This is a genomic window from Nocardioides antri (assembly GCF_008373765.1).
Classification (GTDB): Bacteria; Actinomycetota; Actinomycetes; order Propionibacteriales; family Nocardioidaceae; genus Nocardioides; species Nocardioides antri.
The window spans coordinates 71,240-90,021 of record NZ_VUJW01000006.1; the positions used below are offsets into that span (position 1 = coordinate 71,240).

An 18,782-nucleotide genomic window follows, 5' to 3' on the forward strand; every position below is an offset into this window, starting at 1 on the left:
TCGACAATCAGCGTTTGCGCAGGTCAGAGCCGCTTTCCTCGGTTCTTGAGGTGCGAGGCGCGCCGGCGCTGGCCCTCGAAGACCCCCGAGGGCGGACTCAGATCGGGCGGTCGTTCCGGTTCCGCGGGTCCATGATGTCGACGATCCGGCGGAGGTCCTCGAGGGTCGCGAACTCGACCGTGATCTTGCCCTTGCTCTTGCCGAGGTCGATCTTCACCCGGGTCTCGAACCGGTCGGCGAGGCGGTCGGACAGCTCGACCAGGCCGGGCGCGAACGGCTTCGAGCGGACGTTGCGCTGCGTCGTCGTACCGGTTTCGCCGACGGCGACGATCTCCTCGAGGCCGCGGACGCTGATGCCCTCGGCGATGACCCGTTGCGCGAGCCGGTCCTGGATGTCGGCGTCGGCCACCGCGAGCAGGGCCCGGGCGTGGCCGGCCGACAGGACGCCGGCGGCGACGCGGCGCTGCACGGCCGGGCTGAGCTTCAGCAGCCGCAGGGTGTTGCTGATCTGCGGGCGGGACCGGCCGATCCGCTGGGCGAGCTCGTCGTGCGTGCAGCCGAAGTCCTCGAGGAGCTGGGAGTACGCCGCAGCCTCCTCCAGCGGGTTGAGCTGGGAGCGGTGGAGGTTCTCCAGCAGCGCGTCGCGCAGCATGGCGGAGTCCTCGGTCTGCCGCACGATAGCCGGGATCTTCTCGAGGCCGGCCTGCTGGGCGGCGCGCCACCGGCGCTCGCCCATGATCAGCTCGAAGGAGCCGGGCTCGAGCTCCCGCACGACGATCGGCTGCAGGAGGCCGATCTCGCGGACGCTGTGGACGAGCTCGGCCATCGCCTCCTCGTCGAAGACCTGCCGCGGCTGGACCCGGTTCGGCTGGATCGCCGTGGGGTCGAGCTCGGTGAAGTAGGCGCCGTCGACCGCGACCAGCTCCGGTCCGGCGGGCTCTGAGGGCGCCTCCGCGCCCCCCGCGACCGCTGTCTGCGCCTCGGACGTCGCCGTCAGGGTCGTCGTCGGGGGAGTGGTGTCGGCGGGCGGGGCGGTGGGGATCAGCGAGCCGAGGCCACGGCCGAGGCCCCGGCGGGGGGTGTTGCTGCTCAACTCAGGCTCCCTCGGGTCGCGATCTCCCGAGCGGCCTCCAGATAGCTCAACGCGCCCGGTGAGCCCGGATCGTAGGTCATCACCGTCTGACCGTACGACGGGGCCTCCGAGACCCGGACCGAGCGCGGGATGGCGGTCTTGAGGACCTGGTCGCCGAAGTGCTCCCGCACCTCCTGGGCGACACCCGCGGCGAGACGGGTCCGGGCGTCGTACATGGTGAGCACGATGGTCGAGACCGCCAGGTCCGGGTTGAGGTGGGCCCGGACCATGTCCACGGTCGCGAGCAGCTGGCCCAGGCCCTCGAGCGCGTAGTACTCCGCCTGGATCGGGATCAGCATCTCCGCACCGGCCACCAGGGCGTTGAGGGTCAGCAGCCCGAGCGACGGGGGGCAGTCGATCAGGACGTAGTCGTAACGCTGGTCGCCGGCGTCCGCGGCGGTGCCCACCTTCGGGTGCGCCAGGATGGCCTTCTTGAGCCGGCCCTCGCGCGCCACGACGCTCACGAGCTCGATCTCGGCACCCGCCAGGTCGATCGTGGCCGGCACGACGTCCAGGCCCTCGCAGTCCGGGCAGGACTGGACGACACCGGCCAGGTCGGCGCCCTCGACGAGGACCTCGTAGGTCCCCGGCGTGCCCTGCCGGTGCTCGATGTTGAGCGCGGTGGAAGCGTTGCCCTGCGGGTCGAGGTCGACCACGAGGACTCGCTGGCCCAGTTCGGACAGAGCGGCCGCCAGGTTGACCGTGGACGTCGTCTTGCCGACGCCGCCCTTCTGGTTCGCGACGACGAACACCCGGGTCGCCGCGGGTCGCGGCACCGGCTGGCGCTGGATTCCCTGCCGCATCATCACCGACTGCTGGGCAGCGGCAGCGAGCGGCGTCTGGTGGGTGTCGATGTCGGGGTCGTACGCCGCCAGGTCAGCTGCGGTCCGGACGGCGAATCCCGTTTCACGTGAAACATCGGGGTCCGTCGTTTCACGTGAAACATCGGTCGGGGCGGGGTCGTACGTGTGCTCGGTCGGCTCACCCGACACCGGGGCCTCCTGTGGATAACTAGGGGCGGACTGTGGAATCTCAGGCTCAGCAGCGGCCGCTGAGTCGGTGGAAAACTCCGGGCGGGTCTCTCCGGCGACGGGCTGACGCCCGCGCTCTGGATCCGTCACGTGCGTCTCCTCTTCGTCCGCGGCGTCCGGCGTTGACCGGCCCGAGAACCGCCGCGACCCCCGGAAGTCGGCAACGATACTCGTGCCGGATCGCTCCACGTAACCCGTACGACCCGGGTCTCTGGAGTCCCGTCAGCGCCGGGGGAGGAGGTGTCGCCAGGCGGTGTTGCCGGGATCGTGAGGACCTCGATCGTCGGAACGGCACAGCCGAGCGTGCGGAGCACCGCGCTCGCGGTCGCGACCTCCTCCTCGGCCGACTCGCCCTTCATCGCCAGCAGCGCACCCGCCGGCGCGACCAGGGGCATGCACCACCGCAGCAGACGCTCGAGGGGCGCGACGGCGCGCGCGGTGACGACGTCGAACGTCTGGTTGCCGTGCAGGGCCTCCGCTCGATCCCGGCGGACGACCACGTTGCCCAGACCGAGGGACACGACCACCTCCTCGAGGAACGTCGTCCTCCGGAGCAACGGCTCGACGAGCGTCACTCGGACGTCCGGACGGGCCAGGGCGATCACGAGGCCCGGGAGACCGGCGCCGGAACCGATGTCCGCGACCGTCGCTTCGCGGGGGAGTGCAGTGGCGAGCAGCGCACAGTTCACCACGTGGCGGTCCCACAGCCGAGGGACCTCCCGGGGGCCGATGAGGCCCCGCACCACGCCGTCGGTGGCAAGCAGCTGCCCGTACCGCTCGACCAGCTCCAGGCGGTCAGCAGGGAACAGGGCCCGCGCCACGGGTGGCACGGGCCCTGCGTCGCCGGCGTCGCCGGCGGGATGTTTCACGTGAAACGCTCCCGCTCAGTCGGCGGGCAGCACCACGACGTACCGCCGCGGCTCGACGCCCTCGGACTCCGAGAGCATGCCCGCAGCAGCCACGGCGTCGTGGACGATCTTCCGCTCGAACGGCGTCATCGGCTCGAGCCGCACAGGCTCACCGGAGGCCTTCGCCTCCGCGGCAGCCTCCTCGCCGACCTTCGTCAGCCGCGAGCGCTTGTCCGCGCGGAACCCGGAGATGTCGAGCATCAGCCGCGACCGCTCGCCGGTCTCCCGGTAGACGGCCAGCCTGGTGAGCTCCTGCAGCGCCTCGAGCACCTTGCCGTCAGGTCCCACGAGCTGGGCGAGGTCGGCGCCGACGATCGACACCGCGGCCCGGTCGGCCTCCACGTCCATGTCCAGGTCGCCGTCGAGGTCGGCGATGTCGAGGAGCTCCTCGAGGTAGTCGGCCGCGATGTCGCCCTCACGCTCGAGCCGGGCGACGAGGTCCTGGTCGCCGGCGGGCTGGATCTCCTCGGTCTCGGCGGTCTCGTTCTCCGTCGCGTCCACGTCGGTCTCGGTGCTCACTTGTTGCCTCCCTGATTGGGGTTGGATCCACTGCCCGGCTTGCCGGACTTGCGCTGTGCGCGGGTCTGCCGCTTCGGCTGCACCCGCTGCACGGGACGACGGTCCGGCTCGATGACCTCGTCGCCCTCCGGCACGGGCTCGTACGCCGCGTACTTCTCGGGGTGCTTGGCCGCCTTCGCCTTGTCGCGCTCCTGCTTCGCCTTGAACGCCGGCGTGCCCGGAGCGGGGTTGTTGCGGATGACGTAGAACTGCTGACCCATGGTCCACAGGTTCGACGTGGTCCAGTAAAGGAGGACGCCGATCGGGAACGCGACGCCACCGAGGCCGAACGCCACCGGAAGGATGTAGAGCAGCATCTTCTGCTGCTGGGCATAGGGGCCGGTCAGCGCGTCGGCCGGCATGTTCTTGGCCATCAGCTGCCGCTGGGTGATGAAGGTGGTCGCGGTCATCGCCAGCACCAGGACCGCCGCGACGGCCACCACGGCGCCGCTGTCCGCACCCTCGCCCCAGGGCGTCGCACCCCAGAACGACTTCGCGAGGCCGATCGAGCCGAACAGCTCGGACTCACCGAACTGCTCGGCGAGCTTCTCGGTGAGGAACCCGTGGGCCTTGTTGTGCTTGGCGGCCTGGTCGAGCAGCCGGAACAGGGCGAAGAAGATCGGCATCTGCAGCAGGATCGGGAGGCATGACGCGAACGGGTTGGTGCCCGCCTCCTTGTAGAGCTTCATCGTCTCCTCGGCCAGCTTCTGCCGGTCGTGGCCGTACTTCTTCTGCAGCTCCCGCACCTTCGGCTGGATCAGCTGCATGTTGCGGCTGGACTTGATCTGCTTCACGAAGAGCGGGATCAGCGCGGCCCGGATCACGACGGTGAGGCCGATGATCGACAAGGTCCACGAGAGTCCGCCCTCGGGGTCGAGCCCCATGATCGTGAAGAGCTTGTGCCAGCCGATCAGCACTGCCGAGATCGCGTAGTACAGCGGCACCATGATGAAGTGGCCGATGTCGCCGAAGATGCCCACTCAGGCTCCTAGTTCGTTGGTCACGTCCGCGGCGTCAGCGCCGCGGGGGGATCGGGGTGGCACGTGGTCGACGCCGCCGGCCGCCCACGGGTGGCAGCGAGCGACGCGCCGGACAGCCAACCAGCTGCCCTTGATGCTGCCGTGCGTCCGGACCGCCTCCAGGGCGTAGGCCGAGCACGACGGGTAGTAGCGGCAGACCTCGCCGTAGATCGGGCTGATCACCGCCCGGTAGCCGCGCAGCAGCGCGACCAGAAGCCATCTCACCGCTGCTCCACCTGTCCGGAGCCGACGGCGATGGTCCTCAGGCTCCTGTCCAGGCAACGGTCGAGGTCGGCCACCAGTTCCTGGTAGGACGCCGTGGCGGCCGCCGGCTGCGCGCGTACGACGAGCAGCGCGCCTGCCGGGAGCAGGGCGAGCCGCTCCCGGGCAGCGTGCCGCAGCCGACGCTTCACGCGGTTGCGCACGACGGCGTTGCCCACCGCCTTGCTCACCACGAAGCCGACCAGCTGTCCGTCGGCCCGCTCCTCCGAGAGGGCCAGGTGCGTGACGAGCGTGCGCGCACCGGACCGTCGGCCCGCCTTGACGGCGCGTCGGAAGGAGGTCGGTCGGGTCAGCCGGTGGTCGGCAGGCAGCACAAGAGCCCTCCAGGGGCCGGGGCCGGCTCGGAAAGGGCCTGCCGCTCAGACGGCGAGGCTCTTGCGGCCCTTCCGGCGACGGTTCGCCAGGATGGCCCGACCGGCGCGGGTGCGCATCCGCAGTCGGAACCCGTGCGTCTTGTGGCGACGACGGTTGTTCGGCTGGTACGTCCGCTTGCTCACGATCGACCTCTCGGCTGGCTGATGACTGAACGTCTTGGGGAAGGGCCATCCGGGACGGCCGGCAGCAGGGCGCACGGTTGTGCGCTCAGCTCGGTGACTGTCCACCCGTTGACATGGCAACTTCGGCTGGCACCGCGCGTCCGCGGAACATCGCGCTCGGGGCGAACCCCGCACGAGACCGCCGCGGACATGCGGCACCGGTCGACACCGGATGACCGAACAACGGTACGCGCGACGGAACAAGCGGGTCAAACCGGCGAACCCGTCGACCCCAACCGTCAACCATAGGCCGTCCGCGCGCCGGAACTTCCACACCCCGCCGCGGGGATGTCGAAATCATCGTGAGAACCTGTGGAGAACGGGTTGATCCACAGGCCCGGCAGGACTAGGTTCGGCGTCTCCGGGATTCCCCGCCGGTTCGGGTAGCAAGAAGACCCACGCGTCGACGTCGACGTCGGCCGCCGATCCACGAACTGGCGGCTGACCTGCGTAAACGCACGGTTGACGGCCGCTCGGAACGGCCTCGGCGCGGGTCCTCCGACGCGACAGTCCGCGAGTTCACAGCCTGTGGACAAACTTGTGGAGGTAGCACCCGACCGGGTGCGCAAAGTCTGTGTGCGACCAATCTGGGAGGAAACCGTGACGGGGAACGACGAGCAGGCGGAGAACCGGACCGAGACCCCGGACACGGACCCGGCGCTCGCCCGCCTCGAGGAGGCCTGGCACGCGGTCCTCGACGAGCTCCAGGCTCCGCAGCGGGCGTGGCTCCAGGCCAGCCGCCCGGTCACCCTCCACGGCACGACCGCCATCGTCGCGGTTCCCGACGACTTCACGCGCAAGCGCCTCGAGGGCCGGGTCCGCGGCCACCTCGAGGACGCGTTGACCGACCGCTTCGGCCACGACGTCCAGCTCGCGGTCACCGTCGACCCCACCTTGCTGCAGGGCACCGGCACCGGTGAGCACCCCACCAGCCAGCCAGCCCCCGACACCGGCGCGGCCGACGTCGCCCCGCCGACAGATCGATTCGGCGACATGTCGACAAAGCGACAGATCGACACGTCGACGTACGCCGCCAGCACGCCGCTCGACTTCGACCCCGGCCACGCCGGCCTCCCGCCCGTGCCGGCGACGCCCAGCCCGAGCGGGTCGCAGGTCCCGCAGGTGGCGGAGTCGCGCCTCAACCCCAAGTACACCTTCGAGACCTTCGTCATCGGCTCGTCGAACCGGTTCCCGCACGCCGCGGCGGTCGCCGTGTCGGAGGCGCCCGGCAAGTCCTACAACCCGCTCCTCGTCTACGGCGACTCCGGCCTCGGCAAGACGCACCTGCTCCACGCGATCGGCCACTACGTCCGGAGCCTGTACGCCGGGGCGAAGGTCCGCTACGTGAGCTCCGAGGAGTTCACCAACGAGTTCATCAACTCGATCCGCGACGACCGGCAGGACCGCTTCAAGCGGCGTTACCGCGAGGTCGACGTCCTCCTCATCGACGACATCCAGTTCCTCCAGGGCAAGACCCAGACCCAGGAGGAGTTCTTCCACACCTTCAACTACCTCCACAACGCGCAGAAGCAGATCGTCCTCACGTCCGACCAGGCGCCGAAGCGGCTCGAGGCGCTCGAGGACCGGCTGCGCAACCGGTTCGAGTGGGGCCTGATCACCGACGTCCAGCCGCCGGACCTCGAGACCCGGATCGCGATCCTCCGCAAGAAGGCGGCGATGGACCGCCTCACCGCGCCGCCGGACGTGCTCGAGTTCATCGCCAGCAAGATCCAGACCAACATCCGCGAGCTCGAGGGCGCGCTGATCCGGGTCACGGCCTTCGCCAACCTCAACCGGCAGGACGTCGACCTCACCCTCGCCGAGATCGTCCTCAAGGACCTGATCCCCGAGGGCGGCGAGCCGGAGATCACCGCGCCGCTGATCATCGCCCAGACCGCGGCCTACTTCGGCCTCTCCATCGAGGAGCTCACCGGGCCGAGCCGCGGCCGCCACCTGGTGATGGCCCGCCAGATCGCGATGTACCTCTGCCGCGAGCTCACCGGGCTGTCGCTCCCCAAGATCGGCGCGCAGTTCGGCAACCGTGACCACACGACGGTGATGTACGCCGAGCGGAAGATCAACCAGCTCCTCGGTGAGCGGCGTGCGGTCTTCAACCAGGTCAGCGAGCTCACCAACCGCGTCAAGATGCAAGCGCGGCAGGGCTGACGCGGAGATGTCCGCCGCCTGTGGACGACACCCCTGAAATGGTGCGAACTACACGGGGAGGATTCTGTGGTCGCACCGGTCCTGTGGTTCCACAGGCCCGGCGAGTGCACAGCCGCGGCTGCGTACGACGGCCCCAGTCCACACCGTCGTCCACACGTGGAAATGACACCTCACCTGCGCGAACGTCGTCTCTCCACAGATTCCACCGACGCTATGACCACTCCCATAATTCATACGCTCCGATCCGCCGACAACAATCTCCGCGCTGCCCCTCTGTGGACAACCGCGACCGTGGCAGGATGCACCCTGCGCACATTCGTGTAATTCCCCCGCGACTCCCCAGCAGCGCAGACCCGTACTGCCAACTGACGTGTAAGGACGCACCGTGAAGTTCCGTGTCGACCGCGATGTCTTCGCCGACGCCGTCGCCTGGGCCGCCCGCAGCCTCCCTGTCCGCCCGAGCGCCCCGGTCCTGGCCGGCCTCCTCATCGAGGCGGGTGACGAGGGGCTGGTCCTCTCGACGTTCGACTACGAGACCTCGTGCCGGGCGACCCTCACCGCCGAGGTCAGCGACGAGGGCTCCGCCCTCGTCAGCGGCCGCCTGCTCGCCGACATCTGCCGCAGCCTGCCGGCCAAGCCGGTCGACGTGATGCTCGACGGCGCCCGGGTCTCGCTGACCTGTGGCTCGGCCCGCTTCTCGCTGCAGACCATGCCGGTCGAGGACTACCCCTCGATCCCGGCCATGCCGGCCGCGACGGGCACGGTTCCCAGCGAGGCGTTCGCCCACGCCGTGGCCCAGGCGGTCACCGCCGCGGGTCGCGACGACATGCTGCCCGTGCTCACCGGCGTCCGGCTGGAGATCGAGGGTGACACGATCGCGCTGCTCGCCACCGACCGCTTCCGGCTCGCGCAGCGCGAGCTGGCGTGGACCCCGGGCCAGCCCGACGCCAGCGTGGCCGCGCTGGTGCCTGCCAAGGTCCTCGGCGACACCGCCAAGTCGCTGACCGCAGGCCCCGAGGTGACGATCGCCCTCTCGGCCTCCGGCTCCGGCGACGGCCTGATCGGCTTCGAGGGCAAAGTGTTCAGCCCGGGCGGCGCCCCGATTGGATACAGGCGTACGACGACGCGACTGCTCGACGGGGAGTTCCCCAAGGTCCGCAGCCTGTTCCCGAGCGAGCGGCTCACCGTCGCCAGGCTCGACAAGGCCACGCTGATCGAGTCGCTCAAGCGGGTGTCCCTGGTGGCGGAGCGCAACACCGCCGTCCAGCTCGCGTTCAAGGACGGGGTGCTCACGCTCGACGCCGGCTCCGGTGACGAGGCGCAGGCGTCGGAGTCGGTCGAGGCGCAGATCGAGGGCGACGACCTGGTCACCGGCTTCAACCCGCAGTTCCTGCTCGACGGGCTCGGCGCCATCGACGAGCCGGTCGTCGAGCTCGCCTTCACCCAGGCGTCGAAGCCGGTGGTGATCACCGGCACCGCCGACGAGTCCGCGTCGGAGGACGCCGGCTCGTTCCGGTACCTCCTGATGCCGCGCCGACTTCTCGGATAGGGGACGAAACGATGCACATCGGACTGATCGGCCTCGGCAGGATGGGCGGCAACATGCGCACTCGGATGCGCAACGCCGGCCTCACCGTCGTGGGCTACTCCAGGGACCCCCAGGTCCGCGACGTCGACAGCCTCGAGTCACTGGTGGCGGCGCTGCCCAGCCCGAAGGTGGTCTGGGTGATGATCCCCGCCGGGGAGCCGACCCGGTCGACCATCGCCGACCTCAAGGAGCTGCTGGGCGAGGGCGATCTCGTCGTCGACGGCGGCAACTCGAAGTACACCGACGACGCGGTCAACGCGGCTTCGCTGGCCGAGAAGGGCATCGGCTTCGTCGACTGTGGCGTCTCCGGCGGCGTCTGGGGCCTGCAGAACGGCTACGCGCTGATGTACGGCGGCTCGGCCGACGACGCTGCGAAGGTCATGCCGGCGTTCGAGGCGCTGAAGCCGGCCGACACTCCCGACGGGCTGGTCCACTGCGGCACGACGCCGGGCGCGGGGCACTTCGCGAAGATGGTCCACAACGGCATCGAGTACGCCATGATGCAGGCCTACGCCGAGGGCTGGGAGCTGCTCGAGAAGGTCGACATCGTCGACAACGTGCCAGAGATCTTCGCCTCCTGGCGCACCGGCACCGTCGTCCGGTCCTGGCTGCTCGACCTGTTCGTCGACCAGCTCCGCGCCGACGAGCACCTCGATGGGCTCCGCGGCTACGCGGAGGACTCGGGCGAGGGCCGCTGGACGGTCGAGGCCGCGATCGAGAACGCCGTGCCGATGCCGGCGATCTCCGCCAGCCTGTTCGCGCGGTTCGTGTCGCGGCAGGAGGATGACGTCGCGATGAAGGCGATCGCGGCGATGCGGGCCGGGTTCGGCGGGCACTCGATTCAGCGATCGGAGCCCGGAACGGCCTGACAGCCGGACGACCTCGGCGAGATTCCGGGCGCAGGAGCTGAAGCAGTCGAGGCCGTCACCAAGAAGGACTAGTTGGCCCGACGCCTCGGTTTCGAGGCTCGCTGCGCTCGCACCTCAACCAGCGGCGACGGCCAGCCGGACGATCGCGTAGACCAGCCAGACCGCGCCGATGGCGAGGGTCACCGGGTGGCGCAGCACCCGGTCGATCTCGGGCGGCGGGGTACGGCGTACACGGCGGACCACGACGACCACCGCGAGCGCGAGCACGGCGGCCAGGAGCAGCATCCCGAACGCGTTGGCCGCCAGCGACTCGCGCCACCACCCGTGCGCGGCGTAGACCCACGAGCGGGTCAGCCCGCAGCCGGGGCAGGGGAGGCCGGTGACGGCGCGGAAGGGGCAGAGGACCGGACCGTCCTCGATGTGGTCGGGGGACAGCAGGAACGCGACCCCGATGGCGGCGACCCCGCCCGCCGCGACGACCTCCGCACCATGGATGCGGGGACGTCGGAGGAGCTTGTGCTCCTCGAGGGCGGACGGGGTCGTCGTCTTCATGCCGGGTGGGGCCGGACGCTCAGCGGAACGGGCGGCCGTCGGCGTCGTGCTGCTTGCGCAGCGCGAACATGATCAGGTCGTAGAGCGACCAGATGCCGCAGCCACCGCAGGTGAGCAGCTTGCCGACGCCGAGGCCGGTCTGGCCGAGGTAGAAGCGGTCGACCCCGAACACGCCGGTCAGCCACGACAGCAGGACGACCGTCAGCCACTCCTTGTCGGAGTAGAGACCGGGGACGTCCTTGGCCGCGATGTACTGCTGGCTGTCGGCCGTGCGGACGGGGGTGTCGGACTTGATCTGGTTGGACACCGCCATCTGGGCGAGGGTGTTGAAGTCGAGCGGGCCCTGCTCCTGGCCGAGCACGGAGACGTAGAAGGGGCCGCCGGAGCCGGCTACCGGCGAGCCGCCGTAGCCGTATCCACCCGGGGGCGGGGGAACTGGAGGTTGAGTCATGGGGTGCAGCCTAGGTCCCCGGGGCGGCCTTCAAACATGCTTCGCAAGACCCATTCGCCATTTCTCTCGTGCCCCGCCGCCGCGCTCGGCACCGCGGGGGATGATGGGGGTGTGCACGTCTCGCACCTGACCCTCCACGACTTCCGGTCGTACGACGACGTCGAGGTGCCCCTTGACGCCGGCGTGACGGCTTTCGTGGGGCGCAACGGGCAGGGCAAGACCAACCTGGTCGAGGCGATCGACTTCCTCTCCCGCCTGTCCTCGCACCGGGTGGCGACCGATGCGCCGCTGATCCGTGCCGGCGCCGACCAGGCACTGGTGCGCGCGGCCGTGGTCCGGGACGGGCGGACAGCGGTGCTCGAGGTCGAGCTCAACCGGGGTCGTGCCAACCGCGCCCGCATCAACAAGTCGCCGCTGTCCCGGGCGCGCGACATCATCGGCGTGCTTCGGACCGTGGTGTTCTCGCCCGAGGACCTCTCGCTGGTGAAGGGCGACCCGTCGGAGCGACGGGCGTTCCTCGACGACCTGCTCGTGCTGCGGACACCGCGCCTGGCCGGCGTGCGCGCCGACTACGACCGGGTCCTCAAGCAGCGCAACACCCTCCTCAAGACCATCTACGCCGCACGCGGCAGCAGCCGCGACGCCGCACTGGCCACGCTCGCGGTGTGGGACGACCACCTGGTCGCGAGCGGCACCGAGCTCCTCGAGGCCCGGCTGGCGCTGGTGGCCGACCTGGCGCCGTACCTCGGCAAGGCCTACGAAGCCGTTGCTCGCGGTGCCTCCCGCGACGACGCCCGGATCAGCTACAGCAGCCCGCTGGTGCCCGACCTGTTGGTCGAGGAGGTCGCGCAGCGACCGTCTCGGGACCAGCTGGCCGACGCGTTCCGCGCCGAGCTCGCGCGCCGCCAGGCCGACGAGATCGGTCGCGGGCTGACCCTGGTCGGCCCGCACCGCGACGAGCTGGCGCTGACACTCGGGCCGGGGGAGGACAGCCGGCTGCCGGTGAAGGGCTACGCCTCCCACGGGGAGTCGTGGTCGTTCGCGCTCGCCCTGCGGCTCGCGTCGTACGACCTCTTGCGGTCCGACGGCGACGACCCGATCCTGATCCTCGACGACGTCTTCGCCGAGCTCGACGCCGACCGGCGCACGCAGCTGGCCGAGCTGGTGGCCGGTGCCGAGCAGGTCCTGGTCACGGCCGCGGTGGTGGCCGACGTCCCGGAGCTGCTGACCGGCGTGACCTACGCCGTCGCGGGAGGGGAGGTGACCCGTGGCTGACGAGCCCGACCCGACCCCGACCGACCGGCCCGATGCCAGCGGTGACGACGACCACCGCGCCGACGGCCTCGACCTCGCCCGGGCGATGGTGCGGGGCGCCGTCTCCCCGGGTTCGCCGATCGCACGCAAGCGCCGCCCGCCCGGTCGTACGACGCCGCGCGCCCGGAGGGGCAGTCAGGGCGGCATGAGCGGCGCCTACCCCGACGAGCGCGACCCGCAGCTCCTCGGAGGCGAGGTCGGCCGGCTGGTCGACCAGCGCGGGTGGGGCCTGGACCTCCAGGTGCGCGGGGTGTTCGCGCGCTGGGAGGAGGTGGTCGGCGAGGAGATCGGCGCGCACTCGACGCCGGAGACCCTGACCGACGGCACGCTCGTCGTCCGCACCGACTCGACGGCCTGGGCGACCCAGCTGAGGATGCTCGCGCCCACCCTCGTCAAGCGGCTCAACACCGAGCTCGGCACCGGCACCGTCACGGCGGTCGAGGTCCTCGGGCCGCTCGCGCCGACCTGGAAGCACGGCGCCCGCGGCCTGCGCGACGGGCGGGGGCCGCGCGACACCTACGGCTGACGCCGGGGTGATCCGGCGGGATCAGGTCTGAGACGGCCTCAGGGGCCGGGTCGACGTACTGGCCCTTGGTGGCCCCCCTGTTCGGCCCTCCAAATGGCCTTCACGGGACGCTGAGAGGGACATTTCCTCCACAGACCCCCCGGTCGACGGGGCGCTGGTGTGATCTGCGGCTCTCCAGCCGGTAATATGGCCTCCAGGCCGGGCGCACGCCCCACGAGCGTGAGCGTCGGCCTTCTGTGTGCCCAAGCATGGGCAGAGGACCCTGACCCTGAAGAGGTGCCGTGACCGCGGAAAATCCGACGTCGACCCCCACCAACGGGACCCCGTCCAACACCCCGACCGGCGACTACGACGCGTCCGCGATCCAGGTCCTCGAGGGCCTCGAGGCGGTCCGCAAGCGGCCCGGCATGTACATCGGGTCGACCGGCGAGCGAGGCCTGCACCACCTGATCTGGGAGATCGTGGACAACGCGGTCGACGAGGCCCTCGCGGGCTTCTGCGACCGGATCGTGGTCACGCTCCAGGCCGACGGCGGCATCCGGGTCGAGGACAACGGCCGCGGCATCCCGACCGGCACCGCGCCCGGTCAGGACCTGCCGGCGGTCACGCTCGCGCTGACCGTGCTCCACGCGGGCGGCAAGTTCGGCGGTGGCGGCTACAAGGTCTCTGGCGGACTTCACGGCGTGGGCGTCTCGGTCGTCAACGCGCTGTCCCGCAACCTCAAGGTCGAGGTCCGCAACCGCGGCAAGCTGTGGGAGCAGGAGTTCTCCCTCGGCGTCCCCGACTACCCGCTGCGCGAGGTGCGCGACCTCGAGGAGGGTGAGGGCACCGGCACGACCGTGACCTGGTACGCCTCGCCCGACATCTTCGAGACCACGTCGTACTCCCTCGAGACCATCAGCAACCGCTTCCGGGAGATGGCCTTCCTCAACAAGGGCCTCGAGATCGTGGTCTACGACGAGCGCCCGGCTGCCGGCGAGCTCGCCGAGGCCGTCGCCGACGAGACCGTCAGCAACGACACCGACCAGTCGCACGCCGGCGCCATCGAGCGCGCCGACACCGGCCTCAAGCAGGTCTTCAAGTTCGAGCGCGGCCTGGTCGACTACGTCGAGCACATCAACCGCACCAAGACCGCGGCCAACCCCACGATCATCTCGTTCGAGGCGGACACGCCCCCCGACTCCGAGAACCACATGAGCCTCGAGGTCGCGATGCAGTGGAACACCGGCTACAACGAGTCGGTCCACACCTTCGCCAACACGATCAACACCCACGAGGGCGGCACCCACGAGGAGGGCTTCCGCTCCGCGCTCACCTCGCTCGTCAACGCGTGGGGCGAGCAGTGGGGGATGATCAAGAAGCGCGAGGACCGGGTCAGCGGCGAGGACATCCGCGAGGGCCTGACCGCGATCATCTCCATCAAGCTGGGCGAGCCGCAGTTCGAGGGCCAGACCAAGACCAAGCTCGGCAACACCGAGGCCAAGGGCTTCGTGCAGCGCGTCGTCAACGACCAGCTCGGCGCCTGGCTGGAGCAGAACCCCAGCGAGGGCAAGGAGATCATCCGCAAGTCGCAGGCCGCGGCGACCGCGCGCAACGCCGCGCGGAAGGCGCGCGAGCTCGCCCGCTCCCGCAAGGGGCTGCTGGGTGGCGGCGGCCTCCCCGGGAAGCTGTCGGACTGCCAGTCGACCAACCCCGAGGAGTGCGAGGTCTTCATCGTCGAGGGCGACTCGGCGGGTGGCTCGGCCCGGCAGGGCCGTGACCCGCGGGTCCAGGCGATCCTCCCGATCCGCGGCAAGATCCTCAACGTCGAGAAGGCGCGGATCGACAAGGTGCTCGCCAACAACGAGGTCCAGGCGATCATCTCGGCGCTCGGCACCGGCATCCAGGAGGAGTTCGACCTGGAGAAGCTGCGCTACCACAAGATCGTGCTGATGGCCGACGCCGACGTCGACGGCCACCACATCAACACCCTGCTGCTGACGCTGCTGTTCCGGTTCATGCGGCCGCTCATCGAGCACGGGTTCGTCTACATGGCGCAGCCGCCGCTCTACCGGATCCGGTGGAACAAGCCGGCCGAGCACGAGTTCGTCTACTCCGACGCCGAGCGCGACCTGATGATGCGCGACGGCCTCGAGCAGGGCAAGAAGCTGCCCAAGGAGAACCCGGTCCAGCGCTACAAGGGTCTCGGCGAGATGAACGCCGAGGAGCTGTGGGAGACCACGATGAACCCCGAGCAGCGGCTGATGCTCCAGGTCACCCTCGACGACGCCGCCCAGGCCGACGAGATCTTCTCGATCCTGATGGGGGAGGACGTCGAGCAGCGCCGGTCCTTCATCCAGCGCAACGCGAAGGACGTCCGATTCCTCGATATCTGAGTATCTAGCCGATTCCTTAGATTTCGATAGAACGCACCAGAAAGAGCGATCGTGACTGAGACCACCTCGAACATCGGCGGCGACGGACCCGGACCCGGTGGCCGGATCGAGCCGATCGAGCTGCAGACGTCGATGCAGCGGGCCTACATCGACTACGCGATGGCCGTCATCGTCGGCCGCGCGCTGCCCGACGTCCGCGACGGCCTCAAGCCCGTGCACCGCCGCGTGCTCTACGCGATGTTCGACGGCGGCTACCGCCCCGACCGCGGCTTCTCGAAGTGCTCCCGCGTCGTCGGTGACGTCATGGGTCAGTACCACCCGCACGGCGACACCGCCATCTACGACACCCTCGTCCGGCTCGCCCAGCCGTGGGTGATGCGGGCTCCGCTCGTCCACGGCCAGGGCAACTTCGGGTCGCCCGGAAACGACGCCGCGGCGGCGATGCGTTACACCGAGTGCCGGATGGCGCCGCTCGCGCTCGAGATGGTCCGCGACATCGAGCAGGAGACCGTCGACTTCCAGCCCAACTACGACGGCCGCTCGGAGGAGCCGGTCGTCCTGCCCAGCCGGTTCCCCAACCTGCTGGTCAACGGCTCGGCCGGCATCGCGGTCGGCATGGCGACGAGCATCCCGCCCCACAACCTGCGGGAGGTCGCTGCGGGTGCCCAGTGGGCGCTCGAGCACCCGGACGCCACCCGGGAGGAGCTCCAGGACGCGCTCATCGAGCGGATCAAGGGGCCCGACTTCCCCAACGGTGCGCTGATCGTCGGACGCGAGGGCATCGAGACGGCCTACCGCACCGGTCGCGGCTCGGTCACCCAGCGCGCGGTGATCGAGGTCGACGAGGACGCCAAGGGGCGGACCTGCCTGTCGATCACCGAGCTGCCCTACATGGTCAACCCGGACAACCTCGCGCTGAAGATCGCCGAGCTCGCCGACTCCGGCAAGGTCCAGGGCATCGCCGATGTCCGCGACGACTCCTCGGGCCGCACCGGCCAGCGCCTGGTCGTCGTGCTGAAGCGGGACGCGGTCGCGCGCGTCGTACTCAACAACCTGCTGAAGCACACCGAGCTGCAGACCAACTTCAGCGCCAACATGCTGGCGCTGGTCGACGGCGTCCCGCGGACGCTGACGATCGACCAGTTCATCAGCCACTGGGTCGAGCACCAGATCGACGTCATCCAGCGGCGGACCCGCTACCGGCTGGCCGAGGCGGAGCGGCAGGCCCACATCTACCGGGGCCTCGCCAAGGCGCTCGACATGCTCGACGAGGTGATCGCACTGATCCGCCGGTCGCCGGACGTCGAAGAGGCCCGCACCGGCCTGATGACCCTGCTCGAGATCGACGAGGTCCAGGCGAACGCCATCCTCGAGATGCAGCTGCGGCGCCTGGCCGCGCTCGAGCGGCAGCGGATCATGGACCGCCTCGCCGAGCTCGAGGAGACCATCGCCGACCTCCAGGACATCCTCGCCAACGAGAGCCGGCAGCGGTCCATCGTGTCGGAGGAGCTCGCCGAGATCGTCGAGAAGTACGGCGACGACCGGCGCACGCAGATCATCGCGGCCGACGGCGACCTGTCGATGGAGGACCTGATCCCCGACGAGGAGCTCGTCGTCTCCATCACCCGCGGCGGCTACGCCAAGCGGACCCTCGCCTCGCAGTACCGGACGCAGAAGCGCGGCGGCAAGGGCGTGCGCGGCGCGACCCTGCGCGGTGACGACGTCGTCGAGCACTTCATCGCGACGACCAACCACCACTGGCTGCTGTTCTTCACGACGGCCGGCCGCGTCTACCGGACGAAGGCCTACAACCTGCCGGAGGCGTTGCGTGACGCGAAGGGCGGCCACGTAGCCGGGCTGCTCAGCTTCCAGCCCGACGAGTCGATCGCCCAGGTGCTCGCGATCCGCGACTACGACCAGGCGCCGTACCTCGTCCTCGCGACCCGGGCCGGCCTGGTCAAGAAGACCCGGCTCATCGACTACAACAGCCCGCGCCAGGCCGGCGTCATCGCGATCAACTTCCGTGAGGACGACGACGAGCTGATCGGCGCCGAGCTGGTGTCGGCGGACGACGACATCCTGCTGATCTCCCGCAAGGGGCAGGCGATCCGGTTCCGCGCCGACGACGCCCAGCTGCGGCCCATGGGTCGCGCGACGTCCGGTGTCACCGGCATGAAGTTCCGCCCCGGCGACTCGATGCTGTCGATGTCGGTCATCCGGGCGACCCAGGTCGCGGCCGAGGAGGCCGCCGGGCTCGCCGAGCACGACGACCAGGCCGCGCCGGTCGAGGCGACGGCCGACGAGGTCAGCGAGGTCAAGCCGCAGTACGTCTTCACCATGACCGACGGCGGCTACGCCAAGCGGACCCGGATCAACGACTACCGGCTCCAGGGCCGCGGCGGGCTCGGGATCAAGGCGATGCAGCTGGTCGACGAGAAGAAGGGCAGCCTGGTCGGCGGCTTCATCGTCGAGGACGGCGACGAGATCCTCTCGATCACCGCGGCCGGCCAGGTCGTCCGCAGCCCCATCGACGACAACTTCCCGGTCAAGGGACGGTCCACGCAGGGCGTGAAGTTCGTGTCGCCGAAGAACGGCGACTCGGTGGCCGTCGTCGCGCGCTCGGTGGAGTCGAAGGTCGACGAGGAGGACCCGACTGGCACCGCGCCGGACAACGGTGGCGAGACGGAGGAATCGCCCGCTGCCGGTCCTGATGTAACAATCGAGACGGAAGGGCCCGTCGACTCGGGCGACAGTGGGGACGCCGAGAGCCCCAGCGAGAGTGAGGCCTGATGTCGGACCGCACCAAGGAGCCGACCACCGTGCCTGTGCCCACGGGCACGCCGGTGAGCCAGGGTGACCCGGCGGCGCGACCGCCGCTGGCCGACAAGGCGCCCGCCCAGCCGCTGCCCGACCTCCCGCCCCGTCCGATCGGTGCCCCGACCGCGGCGGCGGCCGGCGGGACGACGACGGCCGAGACTGCGGCGGTCCGCCCGCGCGGCCCGCGTCGCGCCCGACTCCGGCTCACCCGGATCGACCCCTGGTCGGTCATGAAGACGGCCTTCCTGCTGTCGATCGCGTTCGCCGTGGTCACCGTCGTGTCGGTGGCGATGGTCTGGCAGGTGCTCGGCGCCGCCGGCGTCTGGGACTCGATCAACAGCACGATCCAGGAGGGCATCGGCGGCGAGGACGTCTCCACCTTCGAGGTCCAGGACTACGTCGGCACCAGCCGCGTGCTCGGTTTCACGATGCTCGTCGCGGCGATCGACGTCATCCTGATCACCGCGAGCGCCACCCTCGTCGCCTTCCTCTACAACATGGCGGCGGCGCTCCTCGGGGGCATCGAAGTGACCCTGGCCGAGGACGCCTGAGCCGGATCACCGGCGGGTGTCCTCCGGAGCCGATCCCGTTTTGTTGGGCACGGCTCCGGTCGGGTAACGTTCCCCCTCGGTCTGCGGACGAGGCTTCCACTCCGATG

General features: G+C 70.2%; 18 protein-coding genes. 8 read left to right on the forward strand and 10 right to left on the reverse strand.

The genetic code is table 11. The annotated features are described in order from the left end of the window. Positions 1-97: 97 nt before the first annotated feature. The 8 genes from F0U47_RS12395 to rpmH form a co-directional block, all read right to left on the reverse strand. A complete protein-coding gene (locus F0U47_RS12395; protein ID WP_149750793.1) occupies positions 98-1,093 on the reverse strand; it encodes a ParB/RepB/Spo0J family partition protein in 996 nt (331 codons plus the stop codon). Then, positions 1,090-2,124: a ParA family protein gene (locus tag F0U47_RS12400; protein WP_281290989.1), complete on the reverse strand. Its 1,035-nt coding sequence runs from the start codon at positions 2,122-2,124 to the stop codon at positions 1,090-1,092. The genes F0U47_RS12395 and F0U47_RS12400 overlap by 4 nt, the downstream gene beginning before the upstream one ends. Positions 2,125-2,249: 125 nt before the next feature. Beyond that, positions 2,250-3,032 carry a 16S rRNA (guanine(527)-N(7))-methyltransferase RsmG gene (gene rsmG / locus F0U47_RS12405; protein ID WP_246159588.1) on the reverse strand — a complete coding sequence of 261 codons (783 nt, stop codon included), beginning with the start codon at positions 3,030-3,032 and terminating at the stop codon, positions 2,250-2,252. Between the two features lie 15 nt (positions 3,033-3,047). Next, complete coding sequence (locus tag F0U47_RS12410) at positions 3,048-3,590, reverse strand: Jag family protein (RefSeq protein WP_438362064.1); 543 nt, start codon at positions 3,588-3,590, stop codon at positions 3,048-3,050. Then, positions 3,587-4,576 (reverse strand): membrane protein insertase YidC, encoded by a 990-nt coding sequence (gene yidC, locus F0U47_RS12415; protein ID WP_246159602.1) that lies wholly within the window; start codon positions 4,574-4,576, stop codon positions 3,587-3,589. The genes F0U47_RS12410 and yidC overlap by 4 nt, the downstream gene beginning before the upstream one ends. A gap of 33 nt (positions 4,577-4,609) precedes the next feature. Then, positions 4,610-4,873, reverse strand: a complete 264-nt coding sequence (yidD, locus tag F0U47_RS12420; protein WP_223162759.1) for a membrane protein insertion efficiency factor YidD — start codon at positions 4,871-4,873, stop codon at positions 4,610-4,612. After that, positions 4,870-5,244 (reverse strand): ribonuclease P protein component, encoded by a 375-nt coding sequence (rnpA, locus tag F0U47_RS12425; RefSeq protein WP_149750796.1) that lies wholly within the window; start codon positions 5,242-5,244, stop codon positions 4,870-4,872. Before rnpA ends, yidD begins: the two co-directional genes overlap by 4 nt. Positions 5,245-5,289: 45 nt before the next feature. Beyond that, positions 5,290-5,427, reverse strand: coding sequence for a 50S ribosomal protein L34 (rpmH, locus tag F0U47_RS12430; RefSeq protein WP_109694204.1), 138 nt, complete (start codon positions 5,425-5,427; stop codon positions 5,290-5,292). Positions 5,428-6,066: 639 nt separating this feature from the next. Between rpmH and dnaA the strand changes: the two genes are divergently transcribed. The 3 genes from dnaA to gnd all read left to right on the forward strand — a co-directional run bounded on the left by dnaA (position 6,067) and on the right by gnd (position 10,089). Further along, the gene (dnaA, locus tag F0U47_RS12435) at positions 6,067-7,632 is read left to right on the forward strand and encodes a chromosomal replication initiator protein DnaA (protein ID WP_246159589.1); all 1,566 of its coding nucleotides are present in this window, start codon (positions 6,067-6,069) and stop codon (positions 7,630-7,632) included. Positions 7,633-8,017: 385 nt separating this feature from the next. Beyond that, positions 8,018-9,181 carry a DNA polymerase III subunit beta gene (dnaN, locus tag F0U47_RS12440; RefSeq protein ID WP_149750798.1) on the forward strand — a complete coding sequence of 388 codons (1,164 nt, stop codon included), beginning with the start codon at positions 8,018-8,020 and terminating at the stop codon, positions 9,179-9,181. Between the two features lie 11 nt (positions 9,182-9,192). Next, positions 9,193-10,089, forward strand: coding sequence for a phosphogluconate dehydrogenase (NAD(+)-dependent, decarboxylating) (gene gnd / locus F0U47_RS12445; protein ID WP_149750799.1), 897 nt, complete (start codon positions 9,193-9,195; stop codon positions 10,087-10,089). 114 nt (positions 10,090-10,203) lie between these two features. Here the strand turns inward: gnd and F0U47_RS12450 are convergent, their stop codons facing one another. Beyond that, complete coding sequence (locus F0U47_RS12450; RefSeq protein ID WP_149750800.1) at positions 10,204-10,641, reverse strand: DUF2752 domain-containing protein; 438 nt, start codon at positions 10,639-10,641, stop codon at positions 10,204-10,206. A 19-nt stretch (positions 10,642-10,660) separates the two neighbouring features. After that, positions 10,661-11,092, reverse strand: a complete 432-nt coding sequence (locus F0U47_RS12455; RefSeq protein WP_149750801.1) for an NINE protein — start codon at positions 11,090-11,092, stop codon at positions 10,661-10,663. A 111-nt stretch (positions 11,093-11,203) separates the two neighbouring features. On the opposite strand from F0U47_RS12455, the gene recF reads away from it, so the two are divergent. From recF to F0U47_RS12480, 5 genes are all read left to right on the forward strand, one after another. Beyond that, positions 11,204-12,367 carry a DNA replication/repair protein RecF gene (gene recF, locus F0U47_RS12460; protein ID WP_149750802.1) on the forward strand — a complete coding sequence of 388 codons (1,164 nt, stop codon included), beginning with the start codon at positions 11,204-11,206 and terminating at the stop codon, positions 12,365-12,367. Beyond that, positions 12,360-12,932 carry a DciA family protein gene (locus tag F0U47_RS12465; RefSeq protein WP_246159590.1) on the forward strand — a complete coding sequence of 191 codons (573 nt, stop codon included), beginning with the start codon at positions 12,360-12,362 and terminating at the stop codon, positions 12,930-12,932. The genes recF and F0U47_RS12465 overlap by 8 nt, the downstream gene beginning before the upstream one ends. A 281-nt stretch (positions 12,933-13,213) precedes the next feature. Beyond that, entirely contained in the window at positions 13,214-15,307 is a 2,094-nt protein-coding gene (gyrB, locus tag F0U47_RS12470) for a DNA topoisomerase (ATP-hydrolyzing) subunit B (RefSeq protein ID WP_149750803.1), read from the forward strand. 51 nt (positions 15,308-15,358) lie between these two features. Next, positions 15,359-18,097 carry a DNA gyrase subunit A gene (gene gyrA / locus F0U47_RS12475; protein ID WP_149750804.1) on the forward strand — a complete coding sequence of 913 codons (2,739 nt, stop codon included), beginning with the start codon at positions 15,359-15,361 and terminating at the stop codon, positions 18,095-18,097. Beyond that, the gene (locus F0U47_RS12480; RefSeq protein ID WP_149750805.1) at positions 18,097-18,675 is read left to right on the forward strand and encodes a DUF3566 domain-containing protein; all 579 of its coding nucleotides are present in this window, start codon (positions 18,097-18,099) and stop codon (positions 18,673-18,675) included. Before gyrA ends, F0U47_RS12480 begins: the two co-directional genes overlap by 1 nt. The last annotated feature ends 107 nt before the right edge of the window (positions 18,676-18,782 follow it).

Coding starts and splice junctions, on each gene's coding strand:
- yidC (WP_246159602.1), bottom strand. CDS start 4,576: ATGGTGCCGCTGTACTACGCGATCTCGGCAGTGCTGATCGGCTGGCAC.
- gnd (WP_149750799.1), top strand. CDS start 9,193: ATGCACATCGGACTGATCGGCCTCGGCAGGATGGGCGGCAACATGCGC.
- F0U47_RS12450 (WP_149750800.1), bottom strand. CDS start 10,641: ATGAAGACGACGACCCCGTCCGCCCTCGAGGAGCACAAGCTCCTCCGA.
- F0U47_RS12455 (WP_149750801.1), bottom strand. CDS start 11,092: ATGACTCAACCTCCAGTTCCCCCGCCCCCGGGTGGATACGGCTACGGC.
- F0U47_RS12480 (WP_149750805.1), top strand. CDS start 18,097: ATGTCGGACCGCACCAAGGAGCCGACCACCGTGCCTGTGCCCACGGGC.